General features: G+C 44.7%; 18 protein-coding genes. 3 read left to right on the forward strand and 15 right to left on the reverse strand.

Annotation, left to right across the window (positions count from 1 at the left end; all coding sequences use genetic code 11):
• Positions 1 to 5: 5 nt before the first annotated feature.
• From pal to aspS, 15 genes are all read right to left on the reverse strand, one after another.
• Complete coding sequence (gene pal / locus ITG10_RS01605; protein WP_017062069.1) at positions 6 to 548, reverse strand: peptidoglycan-associated lipoprotein Pal; 543 nt, start codon at positions 546 to 548, stop codon at positions 6 to 8.
• A 111-nt stretch (positions 549 to 659) separates the two neighbouring features.
• Positions 660 to 2,012 carry a Tol-Pal system beta propeller repeat protein TolB gene (gene tolB / locus ITG10_RS01610; protein WP_048607285.1) on the reverse strand — a complete coding sequence of 451 codons (1,353 nt, stop codon included), beginning with the start codon at positions 2,010 to 2,012 and terminating at the stop codon, positions 660 to 662.
• A gap of 12 nt (positions 2,013 to 2,024) precedes the next feature.
• The gene (tolA, locus tag ITG10_RS01615; RefSeq protein ID WP_017630630.1) at positions 2,025 to 3,092 is read right to left on the reverse strand and encodes a cell envelope integrity protein TolA; all 1,068 of its coding nucleotides are present in this window, start codon (positions 3,090 to 3,092) and stop codon (positions 2,025 to 2,027) included.
• A gap of 13 nt (positions 3,093 to 3,105) precedes the next feature.
• Positions 3,106 to 3,549 carry a protein TolR gene (gene tolR / locus ITG10_RS01620; RefSeq protein WP_248386645.1) on the reverse strand — a complete coding sequence of 148 codons (444 nt, stop codon included), beginning with the start codon at positions 3,547 to 3,549 and terminating at the stop codon, positions 3,106 to 3,108.
• A 3-nt stretch (positions 3,550 to 3,552) separates the two neighbouring features.
• The gene (gene tolQ / locus ITG10_RS01625; RefSeq protein WP_017062073.1) at positions 3,553 to 4,236 is read right to left on the reverse strand and encodes a protein TolQ; all 684 of its coding nucleotides are present in this window, start codon (positions 4,234 to 4,236) and stop codon (positions 3,553 to 3,555) included.
• On the reverse strand, positions 4,226 to 4,645 hold the full coding sequence (ybgC, locus tag ITG10_RS01630) for a tol-pal system-associated acyl-CoA thioesterase (RefSeq protein WP_009846376.1): 420 nt from the start codon (positions 4,643 to 4,645) through the stop codon (positions 4,226 to 4,228). The genes tolQ and ybgC overlap by 11 nt, the downstream gene beginning before the upstream one ends.
• Before the next feature lie 192 nt (positions 4,646 to 4,837).
• The gene (ybgE, locus tag ITG10_RS01635) at positions 4,838 to 5,140 is read right to left on the reverse strand and encodes a cyd operon protein YbgE (RefSeq protein ID WP_017630632.1); all 303 of its coding nucleotides are present in this window, start codon (positions 5,138 to 5,140) and stop codon (positions 4,838 to 4,840) included.
• Positions 5,133 to 5,240, reverse strand: a complete 108-nt coding sequence (gene cydX / locus ITG10_RS01640; protein WP_000270284.1) for a cytochrome bd-I oxidase subunit CydX — start codon at positions 5,238 to 5,240, stop codon at positions 5,133 to 5,135. Before cydX ends, ybgE begins: the two co-directional genes overlap by 8 nt.
• A 31-nt stretch (positions 5,241 to 5,271) precedes the next feature.
• Positions 5,272 to 6,408 (reverse strand): cytochrome d ubiquinol oxidase subunit II, encoded by a 1,137-nt coding sequence (gene cydB, locus ITG10_RS01645; protein WP_017630633.1) that lies wholly within the window; start codon positions 6,406 to 6,408, stop codon positions 5,272 to 5,274.
• 13 nt (positions 6,409 to 6,421) lie between these two features.
• Positions 6,422 to 8,008 (reverse strand): cytochrome ubiquinol oxidase subunit I, encoded by a 1,587-nt coding sequence (gene cydA, locus ITG10_RS01650; protein WP_017630634.1) that lies wholly within the window; start codon positions 8,006 to 8,008, stop codon positions 6,422 to 6,424.
• A 552-nt stretch (positions 8,009 to 8,560) separates the two neighbouring features.
• On the reverse strand, positions 8,561 to 9,577 hold the full coding sequence (ruvB, locus tag ITG10_RS01655; protein WP_017630635.1) for a Holliday junction branch migration DNA helicase RuvB: 1,017 nt from the start codon (positions 9,575 to 9,577) through the stop codon (positions 8,561 to 8,563).
• A 168-nt stretch (positions 9,578 to 9,745) separates the two neighbouring features.
• On the reverse strand, positions 9,746 to 10,357 hold the full coding sequence (ruvA, locus tag ITG10_RS01660; protein ID WP_008219934.1) for a Holliday junction branch migration protein RuvA: 612 nt from the start codon (positions 10,355 to 10,357) through the stop codon (positions 9,746 to 9,748).
• A 92-nt stretch (positions 10,358 to 10,449) separates the two neighbouring features.
• Complete coding sequence (locus ITG10_RS01665) at positions 10,450 to 11,910, reverse strand: methyl-accepting chemotaxis protein (protein ID WP_248386646.1); 1,461 nt, start codon at positions 11,908 to 11,910, stop codon at positions 10,450 to 10,452.
• A gap of 215 nt (positions 11,911 to 12,125) precedes the next feature.
• Positions 12,126 to 12,647, reverse strand: coding sequence for a crossover junction endodeoxyribonuclease RuvC (gene ruvC / locus ITG10_RS01670; protein WP_008219936.1), 522 nt, complete (start codon positions 12,645 to 12,647; stop codon positions 12,126 to 12,128).
• A gap of 159 nt (positions 12,648 to 12,806) precedes the next feature.
• A complete protein-coding gene (gene aspS / locus ITG10_RS01675; RefSeq protein ID WP_017630636.1) occupies positions 12,807 to 14,579 on the reverse strand; it encodes an aspartate--tRNA ligase in 1,773 nt (590 codons plus the stop codon).
• Positions 14,580 to 15,159: 580 nt separating this feature from the next.
• Between aspS and ITG10_RS01680 the strand changes: the two genes are divergently transcribed.
• From ITG10_RS01680 to cmoB, 3 genes are all read left to right on the forward strand, one after another.
• Positions 15,160 to 16,065 carry a DUF72 domain-containing protein gene (locus ITG10_RS01680; RefSeq protein ID WP_248386648.1) on the forward strand — a complete coding sequence of 302 codons (906 nt, stop codon included), beginning with the start codon at positions 15,160 to 15,162 and terminating at the stop codon, positions 16,063 to 16,065.
• 129 nt (positions 16,066 to 16,194) lie between these two features.
• On the forward strand, positions 16,195 to 16,923 hold the full coding sequence (cmoA, locus tag ITG10_RS01685; protein ID WP_017062083.1) for a carboxy-S-adenosyl-L-methionine synthase CmoA: 729 nt from the start codon (positions 16,195 to 16,197) through the stop codon (positions 16,921 to 16,923).
• Between the two features lie 238 nt (positions 16,924 to 17,161).
• Positions 17,162 to 18,133 carry a tRNA 5-methoxyuridine(34)/uridine 5-oxyacetic acid(34) synthase CmoB gene (gene cmoB / locus ITG10_RS01690; protein WP_009846365.1) on the forward strand — a complete coding sequence of 324 codons (972 nt, stop codon included), beginning with the start codon at positions 17,162 to 17,164 and terminating at the stop codon, positions 18,131 to 18,133.
• The last annotated feature ends 246 nt before the right edge of the window (positions 18,134 to 18,379 follow it).

Genomic DNA, 18,379 nt, shown 5'->3' on the forward strand with positions numbered 1-18,379 from the left:
TAAAATTAGTAAACTAGTACTGCGCGACGGTTTTTAGCGTACACATCTTCAGATTGACCTAGAAGAAGTGGCTTCTCTTCACCGTAGCTTACGATAGAGATTTGGTCAGCTTGAACACCTAGAGCTTGTAGGTACTTAGCTACAGCTTGTGCACGACGCTCGCCAAGTGCGATGTTGTACTCAGGAGTACCGCGCTCATCAGCGTGACCTTCGATAGTAACGTTCATGTCAACGTTCTTAACTAGGTAAGCTGCGTGAGCTGCTAGCATTTCTTCGTAGTCGCCAGCGATAGTAGAGTTATCGAATGCGAAGTAGATTGTTTGAGTTTCACGTAGCGCTTGCTCTTTAAGCTCTTGCTCAGACAGTTGACCGTTAGCGTCAATTGGCGTTACAACAGTTGTGTCTACGTTGCCTTCTGAACCTGAAGTTGTTTGGTTGCTTTCTGTACCAGATGTTGCAGATGTTGCTTCATCAGTTGAGCTACATGCTGTTACTGCCATCACTGGTAGTGCAATCATCAAGCCTTTAAGAACTTTGTTAAGTTGCATCTTTTTTTCCTTACGTTATCAAACTTAGTTTCTACAGCGACTAAGTGCTATAGATAGTTAAACGCCACAATAGTTAACACTATCAATAGCTAAAAGAATGTATCAAAATAACTAGAGAAACGGTGACCACGCAGGCGCTCTCACGCGTCCGTTAGTTGCCGGTAATCGAGCTTTAAAACGTCCATCGATAGAAACCATCGATAGTACATTTGTCTTGTTGTAAATAGAGCTATAGATAACCATACCTCCATTCGGTGCAATACTTGGAGATTCGTCTAACAACGTTTTTGTTAGTACCTGAACCGCACCTGTTTCCAAATCCTGCTTAGCCAAGTTAAACCCTGAGTTGCTGCGATTTACCATGATTAGGAATCGTCCATCAGGAGTGATCTGGCCACCTAAGTTTTGGCTACCTTGCCAAGTAATACGAGATGTCGAATTATTTGACAAATTTACATTATAAATCTGTGGTTTACCACCACGATCCGATGTGAAAATAAGAGACTTGCCATCTGGGTGCCAGAATGGTTCAGTATTATTCGAACGGCCGCGGGTAATTTGAGTAAGCTTACGGCTAGCAAGGTCAAGTGTGTACACCTGCAGGCTACCGGTTTTCGACAATACCAATGCCAATGTTTTACCATCTGGCGAGAATCTTGGCGCACCATTATGACGAGGGTATGACGTCACTTTCTCGCGTTCACCGGTGTAAATATTCATGATGAATATTTCAGCTTGGCCATTTTGGAAACTCACATAAGCAAGCTTTTTACCATCTGGTGACCAGGCTGGTGACATGAGAGGTTGCTTAGAACGAAGCACTAGACGCTCGTTAAAACCATCGTAGTCAGCAACACGAAGTTGATATGGGTACTTGTCTTTGTCGTTCACAACTACGTAAGAGATACGTGTTAAGAACGCGCCTTTCTCACCAGTTAGTTCTTCATATACTAAGTCAGAGATGCGGTGCGCATATTCTCTCAAGCGTTTACCTGGCACTGTTGCTTTTTTGTTGAACAACACGTGATCTTTAGAAAGTACCAATTGGCCTTCATCACTTAACGCACGGCTTTGTCCTTTGGTCAGTTGACCACGAACAATGTCGATCAACTGGTAGTTCACCACATACTGCCCTTCGGCATTTTTAGTAATGCTACCGGTTAGTAATGAGTCAACGCCGAGGTTAGTCCAAGCATCAAAATTCACCTCACCTTCACTGTAAGGTGTTTGAGGCATTTTGCTTGTTGCAACTGGGCTGAATTTACCACTGCGTTGTAGGTCAGAAGCGATAACTGCTGATACATCGTGTGGCAATGGCTCTGCGCCTTCCCAGCGGAAAGGTACAATAGCGATAGGTCTTGCAGAGTTAATACCATCTGTAATAACCAGCTCCAGTGCCGCATGTGCAAACTGGCTGCTTGTCGCTATTACAAAAACAAAACTCAGTAATAGTTTTTTTAACACAAGTTCGTCCTTTTACTCTGGTGATACAGTTAAGTTAATATCTTTTAGTGACTTCACAATGTCTGGGTCTTTAGGCAACGGGTAAGATTGCACTTGTGCCACAGCACGCTTGGTTGCTGCACATAAACGGCTATCGCCATCCAAGATACTCAAGCTGCCCAATATCGCGTTAGATCCAGTTGGAATCAGTTTAAGGTTCACTCGACACGAGCGTCCTCGGAAGCTGTCTTCTAACAACAGGTTCTGTTGAATCAACTGGGTATAAATTGCACCGTAACGTTGCGCTTCATCACTAATAAATTGTTGTCTTGCTGAAGAGTTTTGAGTCGCTTCAGTTTCAAGCCCAGCAAAGATATCGTTCAATGCTGCTTCTTGCTGTTTACGCTCTTTTTCCGCTCTTGCTGCAGCTTCCTTTGCCTTACGGGCTTTCTCTGCTGCAGCGGCTGCTTCTTTCTCTTTGGCTATACGTTGCTTTTCAGCGAGTTCAGCGGCTTCTTTCTCTTTACGAGCTTTTTCAGCGGCCTCTTGTGCGGCTTTTTCTTTTGCCACGCGTTCTTGTTCAGCTTTCGCGATAGCAGCTTCTTTGGCTTTACGTTCATTTTCAGCTTTCACCAACGCCGCTTCTTTCAACTTGCGGTCAGCTTCTGCTTTAGCTGCTTTCTTTTGCTCTTGCTGTAAACGCGCTTCTTCAGCTTTGCGTTTCTTCTCGTTCTCGATACGTCGTTTTTCAGCCTCTCGAGCGGCTTTTGCGTCCTTCGCTTGCTGTTCTTTTAGCTTACGGATGTTTTCTTCTTCCGCTTTACGATTCTTTTCCAGTCGTTCACTTTCACGTCTGAGTTTGTCTAGACGCTCTTGCTCTTTCTTGCTCGCCGCTTCTCGTTGTTGACGAATCTGTTGAGCTTGCTGGCGGACCAACTGAGGATCAATCACCACAGCCTGAACCATTTGTCCTGTCGGCTTAGGTTCTGACATCGTGAAATCCGCTCCCCAAATGAGCGCAACGAATAGAATGACGTGCAGCCCAAGTGAAATAAGAAGCGGTTTTCTGAAACTATTGGATTTTTTATTAGTCGCTTTCATGAATGCTACGGAGCTATTCCCTTATATCCGTTAAAAGGCCAACCTTTGGCACACCTGCACGGCTTAATTCATCAAGTAATAAAACCACTTCAGCGTAAGGCGTTGCGGCATCACCGCCAACCGCCACTGGAGAATTCGGCTTCAAAGACAACTCAGCTTTCACTCGGACGATAATATCTTCCATAGATAAGCCACGTTGTACTTCTTCGTCATTCACGCTCAAACCAAGCTCACCGTCTTTGTTCACTTCAACGATAATAAAGCTCGCGTTGTCGTCACCCAAAAGATCTTGTGCAGACTTAGCCGTTGAAGCCTGAGGCAATTCAACGTCGACACCTTGAGTCACAAACGGTGAAGTCACCATAAAAATGATCAGCAAAACAAGCATAACGTCGATGTAAGGTACAACGTTAATCTCTGCTGTCATTTTGCGTTTTTTAGGTTGGTATCCAGTCATCTATTATTCCCTGCCAGCCATCGCTTGACGGTGAAGAATGCTGTGGAACTCTTCAGAGAAAGTCGCGTAGTTGTGTTCTAGCTTACCTACTCGGCTGCTGAAGCGGTTGTAAGCCATTACCGCAGGAATTGCGGCGAACAGACCCATTGCCGTTGCAATAAGTGCTTCTGCAATACCAGGAGCAACCATAGCCAGTGTCGCTTGCTTCACTTCACCTAATGCGATAAATGAGTGCATGATGCCCCAAACCGTACCAAATAGGCCGATGTAAGGACTGATAGAACCCACTGTCGCTAAGAAAGGTAAGTTCGTTTCTAGTTCATCGACTTCACGGGCTACTGCAACGCGCATTGCACGGCCAGTACCTTCCATTATGAAGTCAGGAGACGTTGCGTTTGATTTACGAAGGCGAGCAAATTCAGTAAAGCCTGCGTAGAAAATCTCTTCGGTACCAGAAAGCTCATCTTTGCGCTTATTGCTCTCTTGATACAATTTAGCCAGATCAACACCAGACCAGAATTTATCTTCAAACACTTCAGTTTGTTTAGAAGCTTGAGATAACACTTTACTTCTTTTTATGATCATCGCCCAAGACACAACAGACATGCCCATAAGAGTCAGCATGACCATCTTCACTAGTAAACTAGCTTCTAAAATTAGGCCTAAGATTGAGATTTCAGCAGTCACTATTCGTTAGCTCCGTAAGAATAAATGTTGGCATTGCCTTTGGTTTCATTTTTTGATTGTCGATACATGCTACCTTAACCATTGCTTTACACAATGCTTTGCCATCAGGATTTACGATCTCTTGACAGAAGACCAAGGTAGCTCGCTTCAACTCGTAAATATTTGTAATGACTTGTAAAGAATCATCAAGGCGCGCGCCTTGAATAAAATCTATGTCCATATGTCGGACTACAAAACCGATGTTTTGTTCTAATAATACCTGCTGAGAAACGCCAATTGAGCGCAACATCTCAGTTCGAGCGCGTTCAAAAAACTTGAGATAGTTAGAATGGTACACCACGCCACCGGCATCGGTGTCTTCGTAATATACGGTTACTGGCCACGTAAACGGCTTAGATAATCCCTGCAAATTGATTCCACAACCCTAAAACGGTAAAGAGATTACTATAACCTAACTCATTATCATTAATAGTATATGGCAGTGAATTTTTTGAGTTTGGAGACGAAAAAAAAGGCCATCTGTATAAGATGACCTCTTTTTGACTAAAAACCCAACAGTTACCTAGGTTTACTTTGTTATAAACCTAATTCACAACCTTATTTAGATAAGGCGCAGCACCGTTAGGTAGAGCAAAATTGTGAGCGAAACGTACGGGCTAAACAGCAGTTGCCACATCCAAGCTCTTGGCTTAAATCCGATACCGTAAACCATGCTTGAGCATACTGCCCAGATAAACATTGGCCCGATGATCGCGTTAAAGCCACCGATGCTTGTCGCATACGCTTCAGGATCCCACATTACCAAACCAACATGCATGAAACCCAATACTAGGGATAAAGCTCTTAACAGAGTCTTATCCATTGGTTGATGCAGCTTAGCAACTTGCTCTGCGAGATTACTCACTGTCTTTGTCCATCATTTCTGAATGCTCTAGCCATAGAGCATTGATGATGCCGAATGCACATGCTAGAAGTACACCCAAAATCCATGCGAAATACCACATAAAATTTCTCCTAAGTTATTTCACTTCTAGCTTAGTAAGCTGAAACGTCGTTATCTTCTATGTGTTTCTTATCTAGACGACCGAACATTTTGTAGTATGTCCAAGTTGTGTAGCCAAGAATCACAGGAACCATGACCGCCGCAACTGCAGTCATAAGACCAAGCGTTAGCTCACTCGCTGTTGAATCCCACATAGTCAAACTATGGTTAGGGTTCAGGCTTGATGGCATTACAAATGGGAACATTGCAAAACCAGCCGTTAGAATAACACCAGCGTTAGATAGGCTTGAGAACAAGAATGCGAAACCACCACGCTCAAAGCGAGATGCAATCACAGCAAGCAGTGGCATCACCACACCAAGAATCGGCGCAGCCCACATTGCTGGATACGTTTCGAAGTTTGTCATCCAAGCACCAACTTGAAGTGATACTTCTTTGTTTAGTGGGTTTGAGTCTGCAAACGTATCGAGAGTACTCGTAATTACATAGCCTTCGATAGATTGAACCCAGAAGCCACCAATAACGAACAGAGCAATAGCAATTAGACCAGTGATCTGAGCAACGTTACGAGATCGGCTATGCAGTTCTTCTGTTGTCTTCATTTGAAGCCATGTTGCACCTTGCATAACGAACAGCATTAGCGCCAACACACCACATAACAATGCAAATGGGTTCAACAGAGCGAAGAACGTACCATGGTACTTAGACATCATCAGTTCGTTCAGGTCAAACGGTACACCCTGTAATAGGTTACCAAACGCAACACCAAAAATGATTGGTGGAACTGTGCCACTAAAACAAAGTGCGTAGTCCCAAGTTTTGCGCCATTTTGGATCTTCAATCTTAGAACGGTAGTCTAGTGCAAGTGGGCGTAACCAAAGTGCCGCTAACGTCGCGTACATTGCGAAGTAGAAGCCAGAAAACGACGTTGCGTAAACCAGTGGCCATGCAGCAAACAATGCACCACCTGCCGTAATAAGCCAAACTTGGTTGCCATCCCAGTGAGGAGCAATCGTGTTAAGCATAATACGACGTTCTGTGTCACTCTTACCAATAACAGGAGAAAGAGCGGCAACACCCATATCGAAGCCATCAGTTACGGCGAAACCAACCAGTAGAACACCGATCAATACCCACCAGATAAGTCGTAAGCTTTCGTAATCAAACATAATATTCCCTCACTTATACTTCGACTGAACGGCTAACTTTGTCTTCAACAGAGTTATCGTTTTGTTCAAAGTGGTAACGGCCTGTCTTTAAGCTACTTGGACCTTTACGTGCGAATTTTAGCATTAGGTAAACTTCAGCAATCAAGAACACTGTGTACAGTGCCAGGATAGCGAATAGAGAAGTCCAAAGCTGTTCAATAGTCAGTGCTGATGCAGCAACGTTAACCGGCAGGATTTCACCAACCGCCCATGGTTGACGACCAAACTCAGCAACGAACCAACCAGCTTCAATCGCAATCCAAGGAAGTGGGATTGAGAACAGCGCAGCTTTAAGTACCCATGGTTTCTGCTCGATCTTCTGACGACACGTTTGAACAAACGCCGCACCGAATACAAACAGCATGATGAAGCCACAAGCAACCATCAGACGGAATGACCAGAATAGAGGCCAAACTGTTGGGATTGAATCATCCGCAGCCATTTGGATTTGGTCTTCTGTTGCATCTACAACGTCGTCTGTGTAGCGCTTAAGAAGTAGACCGTAACCTAGGTCACCTTTTACTTCATCGAACGCAGCCATGTTTTCTTCAGACTTATCGCCTGCGCGTAGCTTTTCAAGTAGCTCGTACGCGTACATACCAGTACGGATACGGTCAACGTGGTCATCACGTAGGTCACGCAGGCCCGTTACTTCTTTATCAAGAGAACGTGTCGCGATAATGCCCATTACGTAAGGAATTTTAATTGCGTAGTCAGTATCCATTGTTTCTTGGTTTGGAATACCAAAAACAGTAAATGCTGCTGGTGCTTCTTCCGTGTGCCACTCTGCTTCTACTGCAGCTAGCTTCACTTTTTGAACTTCACCAAGCTCATAGCCAGATTCATCACCTAGCACGATTACTGACAGGATCGCCGCCATACCGAAAGATGCTGCAATCGCAAAAGAGCGACGAGCAAAGGCAAGGTCACGACCTTTAAGGATGTAGTATGAACTGATACCAAGGATGAACATTGCACCCGTTGTGTAACCAGACGCTACTGTGTGTACGAATTTAACCTGTGCTACTGGGTTTAGTACAACTTCAGCGAAGCTCACCATTTCCATACGCATCGTTTCAAAGTTAAATTCCGCACCTACTGGGTTTTGCATCCAGCCGTTAGCTACCAAGATCCAAAGCGCAGAGAAGTTAGAACCAAGTGCTACTAACCAAGTTACCGCTAAGTGCTGACGCTTCGACAATCTGTCCCAACCGAAGAAGAAAAGACCAACAAAAGTAGACTCTAGGAAGAATGCAACAAGCGCTTCGATAGCTAGCGGAGCACCAAAGATGTCGCCAACATAGTGAGAATAGTAAGACCAGTTAGTACCAAACTGGAACTCCATGGTTAAGCCTGTCGCTACACCAAGAGCAAAGTTAATACCAAACAATTTACCCCAGAACTTAGTCATGTCCTTGTAAATTTGCTTGCCAGTCATTACATAAACTGACTCCATGATGGCAAGTAGAAATGCCATACCTAGTGTCAGTGGAACAAATAGGAAGTGATACATCGCTGTAAATGCAAATTGCAATCGCGACAGATCAACAACATCAATCATGGTAACTCCTTTGTGTCGGCTGAATGACACTTGTGTGATTATTCACCGCAAAAATCCATGTTAAAACAATTTGTGTAATTGTTATTACAAATTGAAATTTGTAGCAAAAACGTACCGTTATAGTTAGATTATTGTTAAGCATGAGCTAATATAGCTGGCGCTAATATTACTGGTAAAATCAGTATGTTTCAAAAGGTTTATAGGAGAACCTTGCTTTGATTTGTATCAATTTTATTCGAGCAAATTAGAGTTATTTTTGAACAATCATGATTAAAATCACACCAATTTAGCCTCCGTTAATAACAGTGCATGATATCTGTGACAAAAGCTCAGCACTGCCTCAACATGCGAATTACAACTACCCATAAAGTATTAACAAAAAATATGACAACTTATTTCATTTTTTGTTAGCCAAATCAAACCTGCAATCAAAGTTTTCATTTTTGATGGCCATTATTCAGCCTTTTTATCGACTCGCTCAAAGAGTTGTTATTCAGTAAAAAGCAAAAAATCCCAGCGCTTATGCAACTGGGATCTTTAAAAATGAAGAATTTAACGATTAGACGGTTTATCTATTCCGAAGTGTAAATACGCTCTGTCAGTAGCGATTCGACCTCTTGGCGTTCTTTGTAGGTAACCTTGTTGAATCAAGTAAGGCTCTAACACGTCTTCAATAGTGTCTCTCTCTTCACCAATCGCGGCAGCCATATTGTCGATACCAACCGGGCCACCACCAAACTTCTCCATAATCGCAAGCAGAAGCTTTCTGTCCATGTAGTCGAAACCTTTAGCATCGACATCCAACATGTTTAGTGCTTTGTCGGCAACCTCAGGGCAAATATGCCCATCCCCTTTTACTTCCGCGTAGTCACGCACACGACGCAATAGACGGTTAGCGATACGAGGTGTGCCACGAGCACGACGAGCCACTTCCAACGCCCCTGCAGACTCCATAGATAAACCTAAGCAATCGGCACTGCGCTGAACGATGTTTTGTAGGTCTTCAACTTTGTAGTACTCAAGACGCTGAGTAATACCAAAACGGTCACGCAGCGGAGACGTCAGAGAACCAGCACGAGTCGTCGCGCCAATCAGGGTAAAAGGTGGAAGGTCGATCTTGATTGACCGCGCCGCAGGTCCTTCACCAATCATGATATCCAATTGGTAATCTTCCATCGCTGGATACAACACCTCTTCAACCACAGGGCTTAAACGGTGGATCTCATCGATGAACAGCACATCATTTTCATCAAGGTTGGTCAGCAATGCCGCCAAGTCCCCTGCTTTCTCTAGTACAGGTCCTGAAGTGGTGCGAATGTTAACGTCCATTTCATTGGCAACGATATTCGCCAAGGTAGTTTTACCCAAGCCAGGCGGACCAAATATCAACAGATGATCGAGTGCCTCATTACGTAGTTGAGCTGCTTTGATGAAGATTTCCATCTGACCACGGACGTGATCCTGACCTTGATAGTCGGCTAATGCTTTCGGTCGTATCGCGCGGTCAATAACATCTTCATCTTTAAAGACCGGATTATCAGGAGCAATGAGGCGATCAGCTTCAATCATAGAGGGTTCCAATTTAAGAGTGTTAACTCTGTTATCTTTAATTCTTGCTTAGTCGCTCACCAATACCGGAGCACATCAATACTAAGCATATTCTAACGAGATAGTACTCGCTAGAGATTAACGCGATGCAGTACTGAGCTTACATCGCGATTTCAGTGTCGGTTTTACTTAAACCATCGACTTCAAGGCATCACGAATCAGTTGTTCGCTCGTCATGCCTTCTTTAGCCACTTGAGAAACAACCTTAGAAGCTTGAGTCGGCTTGTAGCCTAATGCAAGTAGTGCACTTACCGCTTCTTCTTCAGCGTCATGAACGGTTGGCATAGAGTCAATCGGCGCAGCATCCGTTGCAGGCGTAAACAGATCACCTGCGCCCCAACCTTTCAGGCGGTCTTTCATTTCAACAACAAGACGCTCAGCCGTTTTCTTACCAACACCCGGTAATTTCACAAGCGTAGAAATGTCTTCACGCTCAACACTCTGAACAAACTGACTCGCCGTCATACCTGAAAGGATGCCAAGGCCAAGCTTAGGGCCAACACCATTCGCTTTAATGACTTCGCGGAACAGCGCGCGTTCTTTAACTGTGTTGAAGCCGTAAAGCAGTTGTGCATCTTCACGAACAACAAAGTGAGTGTAGATAATTGCCTCTTCGCCAACGTTTGGTAATTCATAAAAACAGCTCATTGGCATTTGAACTTCATAGCCAACGCCACTCACTTCAATTAATAACTCTGGTGGCTGTTTTTCTATTAATGTACCGCGTAGACGTCCGATCACAATTCACTCTCTTGATGGTATATAATTTGAGGGACAGAATATAAAAGAACTGGATGCTTATCCAGTTCTTTGTGTTTATTCGGGTGATTTATTTACGCTTGTTTGGCTTGTGAAACCACGTTATTTAAGCTTTCGACCAACTCTTTGACAGAGGTAACATGTCCTGTGAGTTCAGAACCATAATTAGCTACTAACCCCGACACAGATTTAGTTTCCGCGACACTTTGCGCCACTTCTGAACTCGCAAGATCGAGCTCTTTCAAAGAATTCATCTGCATCGCCATGATGTTGGTGAGCTGATTAACGTCAGTCGAGATGCTTTGCACCTCCGAGATGATGCCGTTCATCTCATTCGCCGTGGTTTCAATAATCGCTCGGCCATGTTCCACTTCGTCTTTACTGCGGTCCAACAAGGTTCGAATTTCTATTGCGGAATGACTGCTTTTCGCCGATAACTCTCTCACTTGGTCTGCGACGACCGCAAAGCCTCTTCCCTGTTCACCTGCGCGAGCCGCTTCTATGGCCGCGTTTAATGCCAACAAGTTAGTTTGTTCCGCTACTGAAGTAATCAAGTCAGCGACTTTCATGATCTCTTGATTACTTTGAATGATCTGAGTGATTGCACTGGTTGAGGCTTCTAATGACTCAGAGCTCTTTTGCGCTTTCTCGCCAACCGCTTCACTGCGTTCTTTCAGCTCACAGACAAATGAATTGGACTCTTCGATACCTTGAGTCATTTGGTGCAATTGTTGGCTCATCTGTTCTGCGGCGCTGGCTTGAGATTCACAGTTGATGTTCAGCACTTCAACTTGAGAATGTAAGTCTCGCGACTGTTGGTCTAGATGAACAGACACACCCTGTAAGCTTTCAGAGTTGGAATTGGCTTGATCGAGCACCACCGAGAGTCGCGCTTCACTTTGAGTTGCTTGATTGGCAACCTGCTGGCTTTCTGAAATCGCTTCTTCCGCCATTTCGATTGCGACCTCTTTTTGTTTGGCAGTAAACGCTTGAGCAATGCAAATCACCACCAGCGGCATAATCACACCAGACCAGGTTTCAACCACCACCGCTTCCGGAGTAAGTACTAACTGCGGAAATTCAAAGCCGTTCAGGTGAGCCGACGTCATCACCAATGAAACGCCAATCACTAACCCACTCCATACTAAGGCGACAATGCGTGTTCCTGACAAGAAAAAAGCGACCACTAACAAAGGAACCCAATAAGCCTGAGTCGATGCCACCACACCACCGCTTTGGTAGATGATATTCAGCGCGTGTACTGCCATCCCGACAAAGCCAAAATTGAGTGCAAGGCTTGGTTTATTGGTAACACGCAACAGCAGTGCAGAGATCAATTCGAACACGATAAGGAATACAGATGTGGCGATCAGGAGTTGCTCTTCGTGCTTTGTCCATTTGATTAAGCTGTAGACACCCACAAAGAAGGCGATAAAGGTAAAGAGTAATAAGATATCGGCTTGTCTGACTTCGTTGTTACTCCACCCATTATTTTTGGGTAGAAACAGCGTGCGCCACAGCTTGATAGGGTTCATCAGTGATCATCCTTGATTAACTTGTTAGACCTCCGACCAATGTTAATAACATGTTAAATGATATGCAATGTTATTATCTGGGTTCTGTTCGAAAGATCTCATTTCATCAAGGATTTAGCGGCGTAGTATTTTGATATGAGCCAAACAAGTCGTGAGGCTCATCAGTAGAATTGGTTTAAAAGACTGTATGGTAGGAGCTAACAGAAGAATGGGAATTAACGGTAACGCCCTTTTCTTGCGCCTGTCGCCTTACCCGCAAGTGCAATCAAAGTTTTGTTGGTGTTGGCGTGAGTGATCGCTACGCCCAGAGCATCGGCTGCATCAGCCTGTGGCTTGGCAGGTAGCTTAAGCATGCTCATCACCATGTTCTGAACCATAGACTTGTCCGCACCACCATTACCAGTCACCGCTTGCTTAATTAAACGAGCCGCGTATTCATGAACAGGCAGATCCGCATTTACAGCTGCTACGATCGCACTGCCACGAGCTTGTCCCAGCTTAAGCGCCGAGTCCGCATTCTTCGCCATGAAGACCTGTTCTATCGCAAACACATCGGGTTGAAACTGAGTGATGATTTCGCTCACACCGGCATAGATCTGCTTGAGTCGACCCGGCAACTCTTTTTCTGAGGTGCGAATGCAACCACTCCCTAAGTAATATAGGTGGCGGCCATTTTGGCGAATAACACCGTAACCGGTAATGCGTGAGCCAGGGTCAATCCCTAAGATAATAGACATAACTTCAAACACTGATTATTTATACATGCTTTATGAGCTTAGTATATCGAACGCAAAAAAAAATGCCCGTCAAATTAACGGGCATTTTATTGTTCTACTGCAAAATTTAGCTCTATCTAAAACTCAAAGCTTCAATAGAAAGTTAGGCTAATCGTTTGATTAGTCTTCTTTCTTCGCTAGTTTAACAGCGATTGCTAGCTCTTCCAGTGATGCTGGGTTCGCTAGGCTTGGCGCGTCTGTTAGTAGACATGCTGCAGCTGTTGTTTTCGGGAATGCGATAACGTCACGGATGTTCTCTGTACCACAAAGTAGCATCGCTAGACGGTCAAGACCGAATGCTAGACCAGCGTGTGGTGGAGTACCGTATTGAAGAGCATCTAGTAGGAAGCCGAACTTCTCTTGTTGCTCTTGAGCTTCGATACCTAGGATACCGAATACAGCCGTTTGCATTTCTGCGTTGTGAATACGTACAGAACCGCCGCCTACTTCGTAACCGTTGATTACCATGTCGTATGCATCAGAGTTTGCTGCTGCTGGGTTCGCTTTTAGCTCTTCCGCGTTCACACCTAGTGGCGATGTGAATGGGTGGTGCATTGCGTGTAGGTTACCTTCGCCGTCTTCTTCGAACATTGGGAAGTCAACAACCCACAGTGGAGCCCAAGCAGATGTATCTGTTAGCTCTAGATCAGTACCTAGTTTAAGACGAAGTGCGCCCATTGCTTCAGCAACGATGCCCGCTTTGTCTGCGCCGAACAGAATGATATCGCCAGATTCAGCTTGAGTGCGATCTAGAATACCGTTGATTACGTCTTCGCTTAGGAATTTGGCAACTGGAGATTGAATACCTTCCATGCCTGCTGCACGGTCGTTAACCTTCATCCAAGCTAGGCCTTTCGCGCCGTAGATGTTTACGTGTTCTGCGTAACCGTCGATTTGCTTACGAGTTAGCTTAGCACCACCTGGTACACGGATAACCGCTACGCGACCTTTTTCGTCGTTTGCAGGGCCTGAGAATACTTTGAATTCAACGTCTTTAACTAAGTCAGCAACGTCCACTAGCTCTAGTGGGTTACGTAGATCTGGCTTATCAGAACCGAAACGACGAATCGCTTCAGAGAAAGGCATTACTGGGAATTGACCTAGTTCAACATCTAGAAGCTCTTTCCACATATCGTGAACTAGCTTTTCAGTGATGTTACGTACTTCTTGAGAAGACATGAACGATGTTTCGATATCGATCTGAGTAAATTCAGGCTGACGGTCAGCACGTAAATCTTCATCACGGAAACATTTAACGATTTGGTAGTAACGGTCAAAACCAGACATCATCAGCAGTTGCTTGAACAGCTGAGGAGATTGAGGAAGCGCGTAGAAGCTGCCTTTGTGAACACGGCTTGGTACTAGGTAGTCACGAGCACCTTCAGGCGTCGCTTTAGTTAGTACTGGCGTTTCGATGTCTAGGAACAGGTTCTCATCAAGGAAACGACGAACGAAGCTAGAAGCGCGTGCACGAAGCTTGATACGGTCGCTCATTTCTGGACGACGAAGATCGATGTAACGGTACTTAAGACGCTGCTCTTCAGAGTTCGTTTGGTTGAAGTCTAGTGGAAGCGCTTCTGAACGGTTGATGATCTCTAGACCGGTCGCGTAAAGCTCTACTTCACCAGTAGCCATGTCTTTATTTACTTGGCTGTCAGGACGAACACGTACTTCACCAGTAAATTTGATACAGAATTCATTACGCAGTTGGTTAGCGATCGGGAAGATATCTTTCATATCTGGATCGACAACAACCTGAACGATGCCTTCACGATCACGCATATCAATAAAGATAAGACCGCCTAAATCACGGCGACGGTTTACCCAGCCGCACAATTCTACAGTTTGTCCCGCCAGGGACTTGTTCAGGTTACCACAGTAATGGGTACGCATAATGAATTTCCCAATCTCTTAATTATTTACTAATTTCCAAGCTGTCAGTGGTCATTCCACACAACAGAGCAAAGAAACATTTATACGCGGAAACTCGGTTAAAATCGACCTTCCACATTCGAATTTATTGTGTTTTATCTGGCTTTGCTGCTTTTTAGCCCACCAAGTGCGCAAAGATTCATCAAAACCGAAAAAATTGCGATAATTATATCTCGAAAGTACCTTAATCAGCAAAACTCTCGTACAGTAGATTTTAGGGCGCGTTGACCTTCCGTGGTTAAATTTTGTTCGAGATAAAAGCGTTTTAATCGCGGCGAGGGGGAAGTAGCCTAGTCATTCTAAGTAAATCTCCCTCAACAAAGAGTAAAACGCTTTTAGCCGAACCCTTCGGGCAGCGTTTGCTGGTCATTTTTACTGCGTTATCGGCTTCTCATGTAGGCTAGCTACACATCAAAGCCTCTGCCTTGTATAAATACCCAGCAACTCGCTGCAAAAACCAGCTCGAAAGATCAACACGCCCTAATTTCAACCCAAAAACTTTTTATAATGACTGATGGCGTGATAATTAACGGTGTAATAGATGGATGATCGTGTAATAACAGCAGAAACTTTACCCTTAAGACTTGGATTAACCATGTGGTCTCATTCTGAGTGGCAAAGTCAGTTCTATGGTAAGGGAACAAAGCCCGCGGAACGCCTAGAAAAATACACCCAAGTTTTTCATACCGTTGAAGGCAACACGACCTTTTACGCGACACCAAGTATGTCTACCTTACATAACTGGAAAGCCGCCAGTCACGATGACTTCAGGTTCACTTTTAAGCTACCCAAATTCATCACCCACCAGCAACAACTGAGACACTGCCAAGCCGAACTCAAAGAGTTCTTAATGACCATGTCACCGTTACATGATCGCATAGGTCAATGGACGATTCAGCTACCACACAGCTTTGAACCGAGCATGCTCCCTGCCCTGCAAAAGTTTTGTACTTTGTTTCCAAAGGACATGCAGTTGGGTGTTGAAGTCCGCCACTTTGGTTTCTTTGACAAAGGTGATGCTGAAAAACGCTTTAACCAGTGGCTCGTTGAAGAAGGCATCAATCGCATTATTATGGATAGCCGCCCCGTTTTTTCCGCACCGCCAACCACAGATGCGGTGATCGATGCGCATCAGAAAAAACCGCGTGTGCCCGTTCATGCCATAGCGACTGCAAAAAAACCGATGATTCGCTTTATTGGACATCCCGACCAAGCGCCTAACATCGAGTTTTTTAAGCCATGGTTTAGCAAAATCCCAACCTGGCTTAGTGAAGGCAAACAACCGTATTTAATGATTCACACCCCAGACAATAACCATGCTCCTGAACTCGCGATTGCTATTTACGAGCTATTGCAGAAACAAGTGTCTGAAAATACGTCATTATTACTGCCCGATCTTGCTCAGTTTCCAGCTCAGAAAGGCAACCATCAAATCTCGATGTTTTAAGTCTTCTTGTACATCCCTCAGCAGTAATCTCAGTTTTCGTGACAGCAGTCCTTTTTTTACGTAAAATACGTCCCCTTTTATTTGGTACGAATTCTGTGCCAATTACGCTGACTGTCGAGAGAGAATGCCATGAGCAACACAGACAATATCTTTTCCGCTCCTATTGATAAAATTGGAGACTTCACCTTTGATGCAAGGGTTGCTGAAGTATTTCCGGATATGATTCAACGCTCGGTGCCTGGCTATAGCAACATCATCTCAGCAATCGGCATGCTGGCAGAGCGCTTCGTAAAGCCGCATTCAAATATTTACGACCTTGGCTGTTCTCTTGGTGCCGCAACGCTTTCCATGCGTCGTCACATCCAACAAGAAGGTTGCACGATTTTCGCTATCGACAATTCAGAAGCGATGGTTGAGCGCTGCAAATTGCACGTTAACGCTTACCGCAGCGACACGCCGGTAGAAGTGATCGAAGCTGATATTCGTGAAGTAGAAATCAAAGACGCTTCTGTTGTGGTGCTTAACTTTACGCTGCAATTCTTGTCTCCAGATGACCGATACGCTTTGCTTGAGAAAATTCACGCAGGCTTACGCCCAGGCGGCATCTTAATCCTGTCAGAAAAATACGTATTCGAAGACGAAAGCTCAAATGAACTGCTTATCGACCTGCACCATGATTTCAAACGTGCGAACGGATACAGCGAGCTAGAAGTGAGCCAAAAGCGTAGCGCGATTGAAAATGTGATGCGCCCTGACTCTATCCCTGTACACAGAGAGCGCTTTGATAAAATTGGCTTCTCTAGCAGCGAAGTGTGGTTCCAATGTTTCAACTTTGGTTCGATGTTCGCCATTAAATAGTCTAGCTAAGTGATACTGAATGATACCCGTCATTCCCTACTTTGAGGGACGAACGTGATAGGGAATCTCTCTTTTTTGCTTTACCTTAATCACTAGTATTTTTATGAGTGTCGAGCGACTCAGAAAGCGCCCCTTAACAAAACACTCTAGCATCTATTTATAGATCCCCGATGCACTCGTCGACTCGCGTTCGAGGATGACGATAGTATCGGGTAACAAAATTTAGGAACTTGTTCTAATGTTTAATTTTGCCAATTTTTATCAACTCATTGCCCAAGATACTCGCCTTCAGCCGTGGCTTAATGTTCTTCCTCAACAGCTGACGGATTGGCAAAATGCAGAACACGGCGACTTCGACCGCTGGTTACGTGCACTGAACAAGATTCCACAAGGTGTGCCAGACCAAGTTGATCTGAAAAACTCAGTAACCATTGGTAGCTCTACACCGTTCCACACAGGTGAACTTAAAAAGCTAGAAAGCTTACTGAAGACTTTCCACCCTTGGAGAAAAGGCCCTTACACGGTTCACGACATTCATATCGATACGGAATGGCGCAGTGACTGGAAATGGGATCGTGTGCTTCCACATATCTCACCACTTAAAAACCGTTCTGTACTTGATGTAGGTTGTGGCAATGGTTACCACATGTGGCGCATGCTTGGCGAAGGCGCTCGTCTTACAGTAGGTATCGACCCTTCTCACCTTTTCTTGGTTCAGTTTGAAGCGATCCGTAAGTTAATGGGCGATGACCAACGTGCGCACCTGTTACCTCTAGGTATTGAACAACTACCAAAACTGGAAGCGTACGACACTGTATTCAGCATGGGCGTGCTATACCACCGTCGCTCTCCGCTTGATCACTTGATTCAACTGAAAGACCAATTGGTGTCTGGCGGTGAATTGGTACTTGAAACCTTAGTGATTGAAGGCGATGAAAATGCAGTTCTGGTTCCTGTTGACCGCTACGCGCAGATGAGAAACGTGTACTTCTTCCCATCTGCTCGCGCACTAAAACGTTGGCTTGAACAGGTAGGCTTTGAAGACGTACGCATCGTTGACGAAAATGTCACCACAATCGGCGAACAACGCACGACAGAATGGATGACACACAACTCTCTACCAGATTACTTAGACCCGAATGATCCAAGTAAAACGGTTGAAGGTCACCCAGCACCAAGACGTGCCATTCTTGTGGCGACTAAGCCATAAATATGATGCCCAAAAGCCATTATTTAGTCGAGAACAGAGTAATGGCTTTTTGGTGGCTACAACGCCACCTTTTGCTTCGCTGTGAGCTTTCACAAAAATGCGCGTAAATTGAACGAAAATTGACTTATGTTTAATAAGTGAGCTATTTCAAATTACAATAATTGGCGTAGCGCTCACATTGCGATTCAATATGACCAGACTCTTACAATAGGATGCTTCACGCATCCTTTTTTGTGGGCTAAACTT

Source organism: Vibrio sp. ED004, assembly GCF_023206395.1.
Classification (GTDB): Bacteria; Pseudomonadota; Gammaproteobacteria; order Enterobacterales; family Vibrionaceae; genus Vibrio.

Bases quoted from the DNA above. Each gene is read 5' to 3' on its own strand.
- pal (WP_017062069.1), bottom strand. From the start codon at position 548: ATGCAACTTAACAAAGTTCTTAAAGGCTTGATGATTGCACTACCAGTG.
- tolA (WP_017630630.1), bottom strand. From the start codon at position 3,092: ATGAAAGCGACTAATAAAAAATCCAATAGTTTCAGAAAACCGCTTCTT.
- tolR (WP_248386645.1), bottom strand. From the start codon at position 3,549: ATGACTGGATACCAACCTAAAAAACGCAAAATGACAGCAGAGATTAAC.
- cydX (WP_000270284.1), bottom strand. From the start codon at position 5,240: ATGTGGTATTTCGCATGGATTTTGGGTGTACTTCTAGCATGTGCATTC.
- cydB (WP_017630633.1), bottom strand. From the start codon at position 6,408: ATGTTTGATTACGAAAGCTTACGACTTATCTGGTGGGTATTGATCGGT.
- cydA (WP_017630634.1), bottom strand. From the start codon at position 8,008: ATGATTGATGTTGTTGATCTGTCGCGATTGCAATTTGCATTTACAGCG.
- ruvB (WP_017630635.1), bottom strand. From the start codon at position 9,577: ATGATTGAAGCTGATCGCCTCATTGCTCCTGATAATCCGGTCTTTAAA.
- ITG10_RS01665 (WP_248386646.1), bottom strand. From the start codon at position 11,910: ATGAACCCTATCAAGCTGTGGCGCACGCTGTTTCTACCCAAAAATAAT.
- ruvC (WP_008219936.1), bottom strand. From the start codon at position 12,647: ATGTCTATTATCTTAGGGATTGACCCTGGCTCACGCATTACCGGTTAC.
- aspS (WP_017630636.1), bottom strand. From the start codon at position 14,579: ATGCGTACCCATTACTGTGGTAACCTGAACAAGTCCCTGGCGGGACAA.
- ITG10_RS01680 (WP_248386648.1), top strand. From the start codon at position 15,160: ATGGATGATCGTGTAATAACAGCAGAAACTTTACCCTTAAGACTTGGA.
- cmoA (WP_017062083.1), top strand. From the start codon at position 16,195: ATGAGCAACACAGACAATATCTTTTCCGCTCCTATTGATAAAATTGGA.
- cmoB (WP_009846365.1), top strand. From the start codon at position 17,162: ATGTTTAATTTTGCCAATTTTTATCAACTCATTGCCCAAGATACTCGC.